The following is a 15,883-nucleotide window of genomic DNA, read 5'->3' as shown; positions in this document are numbered from 1 at the left end:
GTCGATGGGGATGAGAGGCCGAGACAAACAGCGTCACGGCCCCCAACGCTCTACCCCGAACTCAGGCCGCGGCCTCCATTGCCGGCTGCAAGGGTAGGCAGATTTCCGTGATCAACTCGTTCGGTGGCACGTCGCGCGGGTTGTTGAGATAGGCCTCGAACATCACCTCATCGCGAATCGAGCGGCCGGAGGCCGGCAGCCAGGTAGCGTAGAGCCAGCGATAGGCAGCCCCCATATCGGCATAGGGACCCTTGTGGCGCAGCACGGCGTAATCACCGCCGGCCAGCGTGCGGCGTTCGAGCGGCGCGTCCGCCGGGATATCCGCATCGGCCGTCACGCAGGCGAAGGAGCGCAGCTTGTCCTCGGGCGTGAGATCGGGATCGTCGAGGAAGAGGCCGATCATGCGCATGTCGGGCGTGAAGATGTTGCGGGAAAACAAGGCGCCGTACAGCGCCTCGAAGGCCTTGCCGATGCCCATATAGGACCCGTTATGGGGAACGCAGAGCAGCGTCTGCTCGGGAATGCTGCGGATGGCGATATCATACATGCGGAACGTTTCCTTGCCGTGTTCGGGTTCGAAGGCGCGATGGGGGCCGTCCTTGCGGTAGCGCGCCGGCGGCATGCCATAGGCAGCCGCGAAGGTGCGCGTAAAGGATTGCAGGTTGGGATAACCCCAGCGGGCGGCGATGTCCCGGACCGAGCGGTCGCTTCGCACCAGATCGCCCGCCGCGCGGTGCAGCCGGAGCCGCCGGACGGTCGACGCCAGCGTCTCGTTGTGCACCGCCCGATAGACACGATGCCAGTGATGGGCGGAAAGGCAGGCGATATCCGAGAGCCGGTCGAGGTCGAGATCCTCGTCCAGATGCTCATAGATATAGGCGGAGACGCGCAGCAGGCGCTTCTCGTAGGCGGCCCAGATCTCGTTCTCGCTCATGCCGTTTCCTTTCTCGTCGGGACGCATTCAATCAAGCACGGAGCGATTTCACAAATCCTGCGCTTCTGCGGTGCTCGTCTTTTTCGACGGCTTGACGTCCATCAACTGCATCGGCGTGAGATAGACGCTCCGAACCCTCCGTCCTCCGGCCTTTCGAGGCTCTTATGACTGATACCCTAATGCCCAAGCTAGCCAGCGTTTTCGCGGAGAGTTACAACGCCGCGCGCCCTGGTGCGCAAGCGATCAGGTCCGGCGTGCAGATCTACATTGCGGGATTGAAGCCGAACATGCGCCGTCTTCTGGAGGCGCGGCCTGCACGACCATGTGATCTTCACCAACACGACAGCGGAAGCACTTGACCGGATAGCCTCCGCTTAGCCGGCGGCAGCGATACCGGTGGAGTAAGCGGATGATTTGCACATGCGCTTGGCAAAACCGGACAGCACAGCGGCCGGTGCCGCAAGCATGACGCGGTTACGTCCTGCCTCCTTCGCGGCATAAAGCGCACCATCGGCGGCCGAATGCAGGCGGTCGAAATCCACGCCGAAGGTCGCGACATCGGCAAGGCCGATGCTGACGGAAACGTCGATCTCGCGGCCCTCGCTCAGAATATGGAGCGCCGCCACCTCCTGCCGCAGCCGCTCGGCAAACTCTTCGGCCTGCGCGATATCGTACCGGGGCGCGAAAAGCGCGAACTCTTCCCCGCCGAAGCGGCAAAACAGCATGCCCTCCTCCAGCGAGGCCGAGATGCATGCCGCGAAACGCTTTAGAACCACGTCGCCCGCCACATGGCCGTGCGTGTCGTTGACCGCCTTGAAGCGGTCGAGGTCGAAGATCATCAGCGTGCCATCATTGCGGCCGGCAAGGAGGATGCGCGTGTCCTCGAGGAACGAGCCGCGATTGGCGATGCCCGTCAGCGCATCGGTGCGCGACGCCAGCCGGTACAACGCCTCACCGCGCTCTTTGATGAGCACGAGCATGGCGATGGCAGCCAGGATCGTGTGGGCGAAAAGCTCCAGCGAGAATAACGCGAACCAAGCCGAATGCGCCGTGCCGTTGCCGAGCGGTGCGGGAGAGACGATAGCCATCGGGATGCGCAGCGAATAGATGACGCCGTGCGACAGGAAGAAGATGGCGGACAGGGTACGGCTCGGCAGCCGCTCGCCGCCACGCCCGCGCCAGATATCGACGCCCATCCACAGCGAATAGGTGGTGATGATCACCGAGGAAAGGATGATGCGGTTGTTCACGTCACCGGTGATCGCAGGCACAAAAAGATAGGCAAAGCACCACAGCACCGGCCCTGCCACCACGACCAGCGGATAGGCCCGACGCCGGTCAAAGACGCGAAAGCCGGCCCACATCAACGCATAACCAAGGGCCGCCAGCATGTTGGAAAAACCGACGGTCAGCATCGGATAGCCGATGGGACGCAGGGCATATAGCAAGGTGCAGAGCGAGCCGACCCACATGGAAACGCACCAGTAGCCGGCGGCGGCATGGCGGCGGTCGGTCAGCCAGACCTGCAGCATGAAAATCCCGACGACCATGGTCGACAGGAAGGTACAAATCATCAAGGTTGAAATACTGACGATGTCCGCAATCAAAACACGCTCTCCGCACGGCGAAGATGCTAGGCGCAAAGCTTGAAGACTTCGCAAACAAAACGGCGGGCCAGAAGCCCGCCGCCGTATCGATACAGGATGTTTTGACGCCGGATCAGCCGGCGATGACGGCAGCCACCGCGTCCACGGCATCGGCAGCCTTGGAGCCATCGGGACCGCCGGCCTGCGCCATGTCGGGACGGCCGCCGCCGCCCTTGCCGCCAAGCGCTTCGGAGGCGCGACGCACAAGCTCGACGGCGCTGAAGCGGCCGGTCAGATCGTCCGTGACGGCCACGACGGCACTCGCCTTGCCATCCGGCGAAACGCCGACGAAGGTGACGACGCCGGAGCCGAGGCTCTTCTTGCCTTCGTCCGCCAGGCTCTTCAGGTCTTTCGGCTCGACGCCGGTGACGACCTTGCCGAGATACTTGATGCCGGCAACCTCGCGAACGCCATCATCGCCGCCCGAGGGACCGCCGGAAAGCGCGAGCTTCTTCTTGGCCTCGGTCAGTTCGCGTTCGAGCTTGCGGCGCTCATCGACCAGCGCCTCGACGCGGGCGAGCACTTCACCCGGCTGCGCCTTCAGCGTGGTGGCCAGCGCCTTCACGCGCTCGTCCTGCTCGGCGAGATAGGCGCGGGCCGCCTCACCCGTCAGCGCTTCCAGACGGCGCACGCCGGAACCGACGGCGCTGTCGGAGAGAATGCGCACGAGGCCGATTTCGCCGGTGGCCGCGACATGCGTGCCGCCGCAAAGCTCGACCGAATAGGCGCGGTTCGCCTTGGCGCCGCGAACACCAGTGCCCATCGCGACGACGCGCACTTCATCGCCGTACTTTTCGCCGAACAGCGCCATAGCGCCCTCGGCAATCGCGTCGTCCACCGTCATCAGGCGGGTGGTAACAGGCGAATTCTGTACGATGATCTCGTTGGCCATGTCCTCGACGACGCGCAGTTCCTCGGCGGTCATGGGCTTGGGATGCGAGACGTCGAAACGCAGGCGCTCGGGCGCGACCAGCGAGCCCTTCTGGGCGACGTGGGTGCCGAGCACTTCACGCAGCGCCTCATGCAGCAGGTGTGTCGCCGAGTGGTTGGCGCGGAGGCGGGAGCGGCGGGCGTGATCGACATTCAGCGCCACGGCATCGCCGACCTTCAGTGTACCCTCGGCGACGGTCGCGACATGGACGAAGACGCCCTCGCCTTTCTTCTGCGTATCGGAAACGGTGAGCTTGGCATTGTCGGACGAGATGACGCCGGTATCACCCATCTGGCCACCGGATTCGCCGTAGAACGGGGTCTGGTTGATGACCAGCTGAACCTCTTCGCCGGCCGCGGCGGTCTCGACCGCCTTGCCGTCGCGCACAATCGCCTGAACGACGCCTTCGGCGGTCTCGGTGTCGTAGCCGAGGAATTCCGTCGCGCCGTGCTTTTCCTTCAGTTCGAACCAGATCGTTTCCATCGCCTTGTCGCCGGAGCCGGCCCAGTGCGAACGCGCCTCCGCCTTCTGGCGCTCCATGGCATCGGTGAAGCCGGAGAGATCGACGTTGATTTCGCGGGCGCGCAGCGCGTCCTGCGTCAGGTCGAGCGGGAAGCCATAGGTGTCGTAGAGCTTGAAGGCGGTCTCGCCGTCCAGCATGTCGCCCTTGGTGAGCGTCGAGGTGGCGTCGGAGAGCAGGTTGAGACCGCGCTCCAGGGTGGTGCGGAAGCGGGTTTCCTCGAGCTTCAGCGTCTCGGAAATCAGCGCTTCGGCGCGCTGCAGTTCGGGATAGGCGCGGCCCATCTCGCTGACAAGAGTCGGCAGCAGCTTCCACATCAGCGGCTCCTTGGCGCCGAGCAGCTGCGCATGACGCATGGCGCGACGCATGATGCGGCGCAGCACATAGCCGCGGCCGTCCTTGGCCGGCAGAACGCCGTCGGCGATCAGGAAGGCGGAGGAGCGCAGATGGTCGGCGATGACGCGGTGGCTGGCACGCGCCTCACCCTCGGCCTTGACGCCGGTCGCTTCGACGGAGGCGTCGATCAGCGCGCGGAACAGGTCGATATCGTAGTTGTCGTGCTTGCCCTGAAGCAGCGCCGCAACGCGCTCGAGGCCCATGCCGGTGTCGATGGACGGGCGCGGCAGGTCGATGCGCTCTTCCTTCGTCACCTGCTCGAACTGCATGAAGACGAGGTTCCAGATCTCGATGAAGCGGTCGCCATCCTCTTCCGGCGAGCCGGGCGGGCCACCCCAGATATGATCGCCGTGGTCGTAGAAGATTTCCGAGCACGGGCCACAGGGGCCGGTATCGCCCATCGCCCAGAAATTGTCGCTGGTCGGAATGCGGATGATGCGGTCGTCGGTCAGGCCGGCGATCTTCTTCCAGAGATCGAAGGCCTGGTCGTCCGTGTGGTAGACGGTGACGAGAAGACGCTTCTTGTCGATGCCGAATTCCTTGGTGATCAGGTTCCAGGCCAGCTCGATGGCACGTTCCTTGAAGTAGTCGCCGAAGGAGAAGTTGCCGAGCATCTCGAAGAAGGTGTGGTGGCGCGCGGTGTAGCCGACATTGTCGAGGTCGTTGTGCTTGCCGCCGGCGCGCACGCATTTCTGCGCGGTCACGGCGCGTGAATAAGGACGCTGCTCCAGCCCGGTGAAGACATTCTTGAATTGCACCATGCCGGCATTGGTGAACATCAGCGTCGGGTCGTTGCGCGGCACGAGCGGACTGGAGGACACGACCTCGTGCTCGTTCTTGCGGAAATAGTCGAGGAAAGTCGACCGGATCTCATTCACGCCGCTCATATCGCGTCCTTCATCTTGCCACTGTCTGCGCCTCAAGCCGGGCGCAACATCCACCAAATTCAAGTTCAGCAGATGCGAAACCGCCCCGCCGGCCGGAGTGCCCGCCGGAGGCCTGACAAGGCCACCATCCGCCAATTCCGTCGAAACTGCACGCGCCTGCCGCCCATTCCGTCGAAAAGGCCGAAAACGCGGGCGCGCGCGAGAACTGAAGGCTTTTATCGCCCGCCTCATCCCCTGTCCAGACATCAAAAAACCGGCCTTTCGCGAAGAAGAGGCCGGTTTCCAAATTTTCATTCCGTCCATGCCGCATTCAAGAAACCGCGGCACGCATTTGCGACAGCCACATCAGCCGTCGCGGCACGATCAGGGCTCGCCGTCGCCGCCGTCGTTCGGGTCAGGTCCGCCATTTTCCAGGAAGCGGTCGGCGATCAGGCCGGCATTCTGGCGCAGCGTCGCTTCGATTTCGCGGGCGACATCCGGGTTGTCGCGCAGGAACGTCTTGGCGTTCTCGCGGCCCTGGCCGAGGCGCTGGCTGTTATAGGAGAACCAGGCGCCCGACTTCTCGACGATGCCGGCCTTGACGCCGAGATCGACGAGTTCGCCCGTCTTGGAGACGCCTTCGCCATACATGATGTCGAATTCGACCTGCTTGAAGGGCGGCGCCATCTTGTTCTTGACGACCTTGACGCGGGTCTGGTTGCCGATGACCTCATCGCGCTCCTTGACGGCGCCGATGCGGCGAATGTCGAGACGGACGGAAGCGTAAAACTTCAGCGCGTTACCGCCGGTCGTCACTTCCGGCGAACCATAGACGACACCGATCTTCATGCGGATCTGGTTGATGAAGATGACCATGGTGTTCGATTTGGAGATCGAGGCGGTCAGCTTGCGCAGCGCCTGGCTCATCAGGCGGGCCTGAAGACCCGGCAGGCTTTCGCCCATCTCGCCTTCGATTTCGGCGCGCGGCGTGAGTGCCGCGACGGAGTCGACGACCAGCACGTCGATGGCGCCGGAGCGCACCAGCGTGTCGGTGATTTCAAGCGCCTGCTCGCCGGTGTCGGGCTGCGAGATCAGCAGGTTTTGAAGGTCCACGCCGAGCTTGCGGGCATAGATCGGGTCGAGTGCGTGTTCGGCGTCGACGAAGGCGCAGATGCCGCCCTTCTTCTGGGCTTCCGCGATGGTCTGCAGGGCCAGCGTCGTCTTACCGGAGCTTTCCGGGCCATAGATTTCGACGATACGCCCCTTGGGCAGGCCGCCGATACCCAGCGCCACGTCGAGGCTGAGAGAGCCCGTCGAAACCGTCTCGACCTCGATGACGCTGTCCTTGCCACCGAGCTTCATGATGGAGCCCTTGCCGAACGAGCGCTCGATCTGAGAGAGAGCTGCTTCGAGTGCCTTGCTTTTGTCCACTGATTTTTCCTCTACGAGCCGCAAAGTGTTTTGTGCCATTTGGTCCACCTTTAGGTTATTGAAGCAAGACAGGCAACGAAGCCGTCGATGAACGGTATGTACACATTTTGTTCTCGTTTTGCAAGAAACATTCATCCATTTGAATATTTTTGTGAATCCGGGGCGTGTTCTATTTTCGTTTCAGGTGGATAGGGCCGACGTAGGAACAGGAACAAACCGGTACCCGATGAAGCGCGACCCGCGCGAATCGGCCTGCCGGATGTGAAGGACGACGATGACGGAGAAAACGATTCTGGTGATGGGCGGCGCCCATGTGGACAGGCGCGGACGCATTGCCGGCGAGACGGCGCCGGGGGCGAGCAACCCCGGCAGCTGGTTCGTGGAAGCGGGCGGCGGCGCGTTCAACGCGGCGCGCAATCTCGCCCGGCTCGGCCACGCCGTGCGGCTGGTCTCGCCGCGCGGCGGCGATGCCGACGGCGATATCGTGGCGGCGGCAGCGCAGGCCGCCGGCGTCGAGGACACGCCCTTCGTCTTCCTCGACCGGGCGACGCCGAGCTATACGGCAATCATCGAGCGGGACGGCAACCTCGTCATCGCACTGGCCGATATGGAGCTCTACCGGCTGTTTTCGTCACGCCGATTGCAGCAGCGGGCCATGCGCGAGGCGATGGCTGTGGCGGAAGTCGTCCTGACGGACGCCAATCTGCCGGCCGAAACGCTCGCGGCCATGGCAAAGGCTGCAAGGACGGCAGGCGTACCGATCGCCGGCATCACCATTTCGCCGGCGAAGGTCGTTCGGTTCCGGGAAAGCCTGTCCGCCCTCGCCTTCCTCTTCATGAACGAGGCGGAAGCGCGTGCATTGACGGGTGAAGCACCGGAAAACCCTGCCGACTGGCCGAAGGTGCTGCACGCCGCCGGCCTTTCCGCCGGCGTGGTGACGCGGGGCGGCCACGGGGTTATCGCCTTCGACGAAACACGGGCGGTCATCGTGATACCGCCTGCCATACCGGCGCTTGGCGATGTCACGGGTGCAGGCGATTCGCTGGCCTCTGGTTTCCTCAGCGCGGTTCTTGGCGGTGCAGACATCGCGGCGGCGCTCCGCCACGGCGTCGCAGCAGCGGCCATCACCGTGCGCTCGCCGCTCGCCGTCGCTGAAGAAATGTCGCAGGCTGCCCTTGCCGCCGCACTTTCGCTTGTACCGCAGGCGGAAATCCTGTCATGAGACTTTTTTGCCCGGATTTCCTCCCAGGATTTTGTAAGGACATCGCATGACCCGACCCGTTTCCCCCCTTCTGCCGATGCACTATTCGGACGAAGTCGCCGCCGCCAAGGCGCGCGGCGCCCCGATCGTCGCGCTCGAATCGACCATCATCACCCACGGCATGCCCTATCCGGGCAATCTCGACATGGCGCGCAGCGTGGAGCGCATCATCCGTGAACAGGGCGCCGTGCCGGCCACCATCGCGGTCATCGACGGCGTGCTGCATATCGGCCTCGATGAGGCGCGGCTGGAAGTGCTGGCCCAGACGCAGGGCGCCATGAAGCTGTCGCGCGCCGACCTCGCCTTCGCGATCGCAGAGCGCCGCACCGGCGCCACCACCGTCGCGGCCACGATGATCGGCGCGGCCCGCGCCGGCATCAGGGTCTTTGCGACCGGCGGCATCGGCGGCGTGCACCGCAAGGCCGAGGAGACCTTCGACATCTCCGCCGACCTCGACGAACTCTCGCGCACCGGCGTCATCGTCGTCTGCGCCGGCGCCAAGGCGATCCTCGATATCCCGAAGACGCTGGAAGTGCTGGAAACCCGCGGTGTGCCGGTCGTGACCTATGACAGCCCCGTCTTCCCGGCCTTCTGGTCGCGCGATTCGGGCCTGAAGAGCCCGCTGACGCTGAACAGCCCGGCGGCGATCGCCAACTTCCAGACGGTGCGCGACCAGCTCGGCGTCGATGGCGGCATGCTGATCGCCAATCCCGTGCCGGAAGCCGACGAGATTCCGCGCGAGGAAATGGAAATCTACATTGCTCGTGCCCTCGACAATGCCGAGCGCGACGAAGTCGCCGGCAAGTCGGTGACACCCTACCTGCTCGACAATCTCTTCCACCTGACCGATGGCCGGAGCCTGAAGACGAACATCGCGCTCGTCGAAAACAACGCGCGGCTGGCGGCGGAAATCGCCGTGGCGCTGGTGGATTGAAAGGCGAATGGCCGGCTTTAAGCCGGCCATTTTTTTGGATGCACGCCTTACGCGTCCAGCATTTCCCGTACCGCTTCGGCCAGCTGCTTCAGCGAGAACGGCTTCGGCAGGAAGCCGAATTTGGCGTCGGCCGGCAGGTTGCGAGCGAAGGCGTCTTCGGCGTAGCCGGAGACGAAGATGAATTTCATGTCGGGATAGGTCTTGCGCAGCTCGCGCAGTAGTGACGGGCCGTCCATTTCGGGCATGACGACGTCGGAGACGACGATGTCGACGGCGCCGTTCAGCTCTTCCATGATATCCAGCGCCTCGACGCCCGAGCCGGCCTCGTGCACCGTGTAGCCGCGGGTTTCCAGCATGCGCTTGCCGCCGCGGCGCACCGCCTCCTCGTCCTCGACCAAAAGCACGACTGCCGAGCCGCCGGTGAGGTCGCGCGGCTCTTTTTCCGGAGTGGCGACGGCCGCGACTGGCTGCTGCACGCTGGCTTCGCCAGCGACAGCGGCCTCGACCGGCACGACGTCCTCGATATGGCGCGGCATGAGGATGCGGAAGGTCGTACCCTTGCCGACTTCCGAATCGAGATAGATGTAACCGCCGGACTGCTTGACGATGCCGTAGACCATGGAGAGGCCGAGACCGGTACCCTTGCCGACTTCCTTCGTCGTGAAGAAGGGCTCGAAGATCTTATCGATGATCTCGGGCGGGATGCCGGTACCCTGGTCGGCAACGTCGACTTCAACATAATCGCCCGGCGGCAGGTCGCGAAGGTTGCGGGCGGCGGCCTCGTCGGCAGGCAGATTGCGGGTGCGGAAGGTGATCGTGCCACCCTCTGGCATGGCATCGCGCGCATTGACGGCGAGGTTGATCAGTACCTGCTCGAACTGGCCGAGATCGGTCTTCACCGCCCAGAGGTCGCGACCGTATTCGACGTCGATCTTGACGTTGGTGCCCGTCATGCGGTCAACGAGCATGCGCAGGTCACCGATGACATCCGTCATATTCAGGACGGTCGGGCGCATCGTCTGCTTGCGCGAGAAGGCAAGCAGCTGGCGCACCAGCACGGCGGCGCGGTTGGCATTGCGCTTGATCTCCATGAGATCGGCAAAACTCGCATCCGAGGGGCGGGCCGAGAGCAGCAGGTGGTCGGAGGAGAGCAGGATTGCCGTCAGCACGTTGTTGAAATCGTGCGCGATGCCGCCGGCGAGCGTGCCGACCGCATTCATCTTCTGTGTCTGCGCCATCTGGGTCTCGAGCGCCTTCTGCTCGGTAATCTCGACGGCATAGACGATGGCGGCTTCTTCGGGCGCCTCGTCGCTCTGGTCGATGACGGCGTTTATGTAGAAGCGGAAATGCCTGCTGTCGTCGGCCGGATGCAGCGAATCGAGCGGCGGGATATCGCCCTGGCGGTCCTTGGCGGCATCCAGCGCCGATTGCAGGCGCAGGCGATCCACATCATGCACGATGGTTTCGAGCTTGGCCCCCCGGTCGATATCGTCGCGCGAGACGACGCCGGAGAACAGCTTCAGGAACGGCGCATTGGTGCGCAGGATACGGCCGCTGCCATCGACGGAGGCGATCGCCATCGGCGTGTTGTTGAAGAAACGCGTGAAGCGCATGGAGGCGATCGACGCGGACTGGTCACTCTCGCTGCCCTCTTCGCGCGCCAGAACGATGGTGCGGCTTTCACCGGGCGCGCCGTCGCGCATGGAGGAAACCCGGTGCACGATGCGCACGGGCAGGCTCTGGCCGTTGGTCTTGCGAAGATCGAGATCCAGCGTCTCCGTCCGCTTGAGGCCGGGTTCGGCCTGCACGGACTGGATGAGCGCAAGCCCCTCGCCCGCCACCACGTCGGCAATCGACAGCGAGCCGGGATGGAATTTTGCCAGATCGATGCCGAGCCATTCGGCCAGCGTCGCATTGAGATAGACGATCTCGCCCTTGCGGCCGGCGGAAAAGAAGCCGGCCGGTGCATGGTCGAGATAGTCGATCGCGTTCTGCAACTCCTTGAAGAACCGTTCCTGATCGTCCCGCTCGGAGGTAATGTCGGAGATCTGCCAGATATAGAGCGGCTGTTTCGCCTTGTCGCGGTTCGGCAGGACGCGCGCCTTCAGGCGATACCAGTGGGCGCCCGATCCGCTTGTCGACGACGGATTGAGCGCCTTCTGGACCCGGAATTCCTCCGCGCCCTCCTTACCCTCATGCAGGCCATTGGTCAGGCGATAGACGGCCTCGGTGGCGTCGCGGTTGCGCGACAGCAGGGTTTCGAGCGTCTGCACCTCCCCGGCACCCGAAGCGCCCGTCAGTGCGCCATAGGCGGCATTGGCATAGACGATGCGGCCCTTGCGGTCCGTCACGACGGTGCCGTCGGGATGGGAATCGAGGAAGGCGCGCGCAAGCTCGTCGGAACCCGCCGCCTGCGGCATGATCTCGATGAAGCCGATCAGCGCCGAGACGACGAAGAAAATGCCGGCCATGGCGAGAACGCCGAGCACACCGAGCACGAGTTCGTTGTCGAGCTGGTTCTTGAAGACGATGAAGGCGCCGGCGGACGCCGCGAGCACAACGGCGAGCACGACGACGCGCAGCGCCACTGCCGGCCGCGTATTGCGGTCCACGATCGGCAGGTTGTCCTCGCCAGGCCGCTTCATCGTCGTCATCATTCCCTCATTCGCAAAGGTCCGGTGTAGCACTTGCCGCCGGATCCGATGCCAGAATCATTTTTATCTGCACGAGGGAAGCGCAAAAAGCCACCAAGGGAAAGCAAGGGCGCGAATTCACAGGGAATATTCCCGGCATAACCATCGCAATTTCGGCACCTCGCGCTATTTTCGCGACAGTGGCGGGGGAAATGGGCGCTGGACAAGCGGCAACAAGCGCTTGTAGGTGCCTGCAAAAAGCCGTCAAATGCAGCCTTCGAGCTGATCGATCCATCTGCCGACAAGGAGTGCGCGCGTCATGTTCCAGGAGATCCTCGCGGAGAACGGCACGAAGTTCGTCATCGCCGCCATCGTGGTGCTGCTCGGCCTGCTCTGCCTCGCGCTCGTTCTGTGGATCATCCGCGGCCGTCCCTCCTCGCCTTTCATCCGCGGCGGACGCAACCGCACGCCGCGCCTGGCCGTGCTGGATGCCGCCGCCATCGACACGCGCCGCCGCCTCGTTTTGGTGCGGCGCGACGACGTGGAACATCTCATCATGATCGGCGGTCCGACCGATATCGTCATCGAGACGCGCATCGGCACGGGCGCACCCTCCGAGCAGCCGGCTGAAAAGCCTGTCCAGAAGATCGAGCGCGCCGAGCCAGTGCCGGTCCTTCAGGAAACGCCTGTACGCACCACCGAGACCGCTACGGTTTCTCGGGCCGCGGCATCGGCTGCGTCAGGCACGGCCGAGCGTCGCCCGGCCGCCGTTCCCGAGGGCGTCTCCTCCATGAGCAAGGTGCTTTATGCCGGCGACGACGAGGCCTCCGCCCGCGCGGCGCAGGCCCGCCCGGTCACGCAGCCCGTCACCACCCAGCAGCAAATCCCGGCAACCGCTCAGCAACGCACGCCGGAACGGCGCGCCGAAGACGTGTTGGAACAGAGCCGCCAGCGTGTCCTGGCGACGCAGCCCTCCACTGCGCAGACCACGACGACGCAGGCGACAGCCGGCCAGCCCGTGCAGCGGCCGGTGCAGCGGCCGGTGACGACGGCTGCCGTCGCCAAGCCGGTGACCAACGTCACCGACAACGCCGCGCTGGTCAGCGAATTCGAAAAGATCCTCGAAGCCGAAATGGTCGGCAATGCCGCTGCGGTGGCCGCTACCCGCCCCGTCACGCAAATACCTGCCACGCAAACCGCCGCCGTCACCACACAGGCGACGCCGGCGGGCACGCAAGGCCAGCCCGTCGCCAAGAGCCGCGAAGAAACCGAGGCGGAGATGGCTCGCCTGCTCGGCGAGATCGCGGCAAACCGCAAAAGCTGATTTCACACGTCCGACAGCCTTGCGCCCTCCCGCATCCTTCAAAATAAAAAGCCGCAGGAAACGAGATGTTTCCAGCGGCTTTTGATTTTGACGGTGCACCACAGTCCGAGAACTGCCGGCACCGGATGCATCCGGTATTCGACCCTTGTAAACGCAGTCCGCGGACCTCCTCAGATCCGCTGATAACGCTTACTCGTCGCGATACACCTTTTCCCGACGCTCATGGCGCTCCTGCGCCTCGATCGACAGCGTTGCGATCGGGCGGGCGTCGAGACGCTTGAGACCGATCGGTTCGCCGGTTTCCTCGCAATAGCCGTAGGTGCCTTCGTCGAGACGCTGGAGCGCGGCATCGATCTTGGAGATCAGTTTGCGCTGGCGGTCGCGAGCCCGAAGCTCGATGGCACGGTCGGTTTCCGAGGATGCCCGGTCCGCGAGGTCCGGGTGGTTGGCGCTTTCCTCCGCCAGATGATCGAGGGTTTCGCGCGCTTCGCGCAGGATGTCGTTTTTCCAGGCGTTCAGCTTCGCACGGAAGTAAGCGCGCTGGCGTGCATTCATGAATTCTTCGCCCTCATCGAGGACGAAACTGCTAAGATCGATCTTCTCACTCAACGCGATTCTCCTGAAGAACATCTCAAGGCGCGCTGTATATCCCCACGGGTAACGCGATTCAAGCCTGTCGGGACTTACCCACGGTTTTCGCGCATGCCTTAATTTTAAACCTTGCCAGACTAATATTTCATCAAGATTACAACGGGATGGCAAAACCGCCCCGGAGAAGTGCCAAAATTGGCCGCCGCCCACCCTCGGGAACCTTGCCTGCGCGATGGGCTTCACATTACCCTGCCCTCAATTCAGGCACAGGGTCTTTGTTCCTAAACGGATGATGCGCCCGTTTTCTTTCCTGAACCTGTCGGAAAGGCCGGATTCAGATTTATTTTAGTAAGTCATGCTTCTCTTCAGCGTGGGGTAGGAGCGTGTTTTTGATGTTTCGCAATTTGAGGGCACTTCTGACAATCGAGGCTGGCGATCCCGATCTGGTTCAGGCACAGCTGGCCGCCTTCACCAAGCAGGTTCCGCTGCTTTATTTCATGCTGGTGACGAACACCGTCGCGCTGACGGTGACCCATTTCGGGGCCGCGCCTGCCCTCCTGACGCTCTATATCCCTTCCATGCTCTATGCCGTCAGCCTCTTCCGGCTGGTGCACTGGTGGTTCAGCCGCCACAAGCGCTATACGCATGAAGAGGCGACCGGCCGCCTGCGCTCGACCTACCGTCTCACCGCCCTGCTCGGCGCCGGTTTCTGCGCCTGGTCGCTCAGCCTCTATCCCTATGGCGATGCCTACCAGCAATCCCATGTCGCCTTCTACATCGCCAACACGGTGATCGGCTGCATCTTCTGCCTGATGCATCTGCGGGCGGCGGCCTTGGCCCTGACAGCTATCGTACTCGGCCCCTTCACCATCTTCTTCGGCACGTCGGGCAATCCGGTCTTCACGGCGCTGGCGCTCAACGTCGCGCTCGTCACGGCCGCCATGGTGTTCATCCTCTTGACCTACTACCGGGATTTCCGTGCGCTCATTCAGTCACAGAAGGAACTCACCGCCCGTCAGGCGGAAACCCAGCGCCTCAGCGACGAGAACCATCGGCTGGCCAATCTCGACAGTCTGACGAACCTGCCGAACCGCCGCCAGTTCCGCGCTGAACTCGAAAAACGTCTTGCCCGCGCGGAAAAGAACGGCACGGGCCTCGGGCTTGGCCTCATTGATCTCGACGGCTTCAAGCCGGTCAACGATACGTTCGGCCACAGCATCGGCGACAGGCTTCTGATTGAAGTCGGCGAGCGGCTCACCGCCTTCGCGGACCGCAACATCTTCCCCGCCCGCCTCGGCGGCGACGAATTCGGCCTCATCTTCGAGGGCACCCTGGATCCGGATCAACTGGATGCGCTTGGCGAGGAAATCTGTACGGCCTTGCAGGAGCCCTATGTCTTCAGCGGCCAAGCGGCCCGTGTTTCCGGCTCGCTCGGCATTTCCATCCTCGGCGAGGCCGGCACCACCGCCGACCGATTGTTCGACCGGGCAGATTTTGCCCTCTATCTCGCCAAGCAGAATTTTCGTGGAACGACCGTCGTCTTCTCCGCCGAGCACGAGGCGGAGATCAGCGAGCAGGGCCGCATCCAGCAGGCGCTGCGCGCCGCGGATTTCGATAAGGAAATGTATCTTGCCTTCCAGCCCATGGTAAACGCCGATACCAACGGCATCTCCGCCTATGAGGCGCTGGCCCGCTGGAAGAGCCCGACCATCGGCACCGTTGCCCCCGGCGTCTTCATCCGGGCCGCAGAACGGGCCGGCATCATCGGCAAGCTCACCGAGGTGCTGATGCGCAAGGCGCTGGAGGCGGTGCAGACCTGGCCGGAGCATATCCGCCTCTCCGTCAACCTCTCCACGCGCGACGTCGTCTCCAACAAGACCGTCGACGCGCTGCTCGACATCATCGCCCAAAGCGGCATCGATCCGGCCCGCCTCGATATCGAGGTGACGGAAACCGCCGTCATGCGCAATTTCACGCTCGCCGCCGAAAATATCCGCCGCTTTGCAGAGCGCGGCATCGGCGTAGCACTCGATGATTTCGGCACGGGTCATTCCAGCCTGAGCTATGTGCACAAGCTGCCGCTCACCAAGATCAAGATCGACCGCAGCTTCATCGTCGATATCGCGACGAACGAACTCAGCCGCAGCATCGTCAAGACCATCGTCGATCTCTCGCGCAATGTCGGCTGTGTCTGCGTCGTGGAGGGCATGGAGACGGCCGAGCAGGTGGCGGCGCTGCGCGCGCTCGGTTGCCGCATGATGCAGGGCTACTACTTCGCCCGGCCGCAGAAGCTGGAGGATACGCTCGCCTATCAGGCGACGGCGGAGACGATCCTCAATCCGGTCCTGCGCAAAACCGGTTGATCTTTGCCGCGAGGAAAGACATGAAAGTCTGGACGCGGCACGGATGTCCGGCC

Annotated in this window: 10 protein-coding genes; 4 read left to right on the top strand and 6 right to left on the bottom strand. The window is 63.6% G+C overall.

Features of this window, described 5'->3' with window-relative positions:
• Positions 1–61: 61 nt before the first annotated feature.
• The 4 genes from ACOZK4_RS21360 to recA form a co-directional block, all read right to left on the bottom strand.
• Positions 62–934, bottom strand: coding sequence for an AraC family transcriptional regulator (locus tag ACOZK4_RS21360; RefSeq protein ID WP_421593679.1), 873 nt, complete (start codon positions 932–934; stop codon positions 62–64).
• A gap of 374 nt (positions 935–1,308) precedes the next feature.
• On the bottom strand, positions 1,309–2,508 hold the full coding sequence (locus ACOZK4_RS21355; RefSeq protein ID WP_421593789.1) for a GGDEF domain-containing protein: 1,200 nt from the start codon (positions 2,506–2,508) through the stop codon (positions 1,309–1,311).
• A 145-nt stretch (positions 2,509–2,653) separates the two neighbouring features.
• Positions 2,654–5,314 (bottom strand): alanine--tRNA ligase, encoded by a 2,661-nt coding sequence (gene alaS / locus ACOZK4_RS21350; RefSeq protein ID WP_421593678.1) that lies wholly within the window; start codon positions 5,312–5,314, stop codon positions 2,654–2,656.
• Positions 5,315–5,677: 363 nt separating this feature from the next.
• Positions 5,678–6,763 (bottom strand): recombinase RecA, encoded by a 1,086-nt coding sequence (gene recA / locus ACOZK4_RS21345; protein WP_313528824.1) that lies wholly within the window; start codon positions 6,761–6,763, stop codon positions 5,678–5,680.
• Between the two features lie 235 nt (positions 6,764–6,998).
• On the opposite strand from recA, the gene ACOZK4_RS21340 reads away from it, so the two are divergent.
• Together ACOZK4_RS21340 and ACOZK4_RS21335 are read left to right on the top strand one after the other, a co-directional pair.
• Complete coding sequence (locus ACOZK4_RS21340) at positions 6,999–7,946, top strand: carbohydrate kinase family protein (protein ID WP_421593676.1); 948 nt, start codon at positions 6,999–7,001, stop codon at positions 7,944–7,946.
• Between the two features lie 46 nt (positions 7,947–7,992).
• Complete coding sequence (locus ACOZK4_RS21335) at positions 7,993–8,919, top strand: pseudouridine-5'-phosphate glycosidase (RefSeq protein WP_421593675.1); 927 nt, start codon at positions 7,993–7,995, stop codon at positions 8,917–8,919.
• A 47-nt stretch (positions 8,920–8,966) separates the two neighbouring features.
• On the opposite strand, the gene cckA is transcribed toward ACOZK4_RS21335, so the two are convergent.
• On the bottom strand, positions 8,967–11,573 hold the full coding sequence (gene cckA, locus ACOZK4_RS21330; protein ID WP_421593673.1) for a cell cycle histidine kinase CckA: 2,607 nt from the start codon (positions 11,571–11,573) through the stop codon (positions 8,967–8,969).
• A 298-nt stretch (positions 11,574–11,871) separates the two neighbouring features.
• Here cckA and ACOZK4_RS21325 point away from each other — a divergent pair, with 298 nt between their 5' ends.
• Positions 11,872–12,876 carry a histidine kinase gene (locus ACOZK4_RS21325; protein WP_421593672.1) on the top strand — a complete coding sequence of 335 codons (1,005 nt, stop codon included), beginning with the start codon at positions 11,872–11,874 and terminating at the stop codon, positions 12,874–12,876.
• Positions 12,877–13,065: 189 nt separating this feature from the next.
• Here ACOZK4_RS21325 and dksA read toward each other — a convergent pair whose 3' ends face one another.
• A complete protein-coding gene (dksA, locus tag ACOZK4_RS21320; protein WP_117366228.1) occupies positions 13,066–13,485 on the bottom strand; it encodes an RNA polymerase-binding protein DksA in 420 nt (139 codons plus the stop codon).
• Positions 13,486–13,859: 374 nt separating this feature from the next.
• Between dksA and ACOZK4_RS21315 the strand changes: the two genes are divergently transcribed.
• Positions 13,860–15,830, top strand: coding sequence for a putative bifunctional diguanylate cyclase/phosphodiesterase (locus ACOZK4_RS21315; protein WP_421593670.1), 1,971 nt, complete (start codon positions 13,860–13,862; stop codon positions 15,828–15,830).
• The last annotated feature ends 53 nt before the right edge of the window (positions 15,831–15,883 follow it).

Origin of the sequence: Shinella sp. M27 (assembly GCF_049199905.1) — a bacterium.
Classification (GTDB): domain Bacteria; phylum Pseudomonadota; class Alphaproteobacteria; order Rhizobiales; family Rhizobiaceae; genus Shinella.
This window is presented reverse-complemented; position numbering and strand designations above follow the sequence as displayed.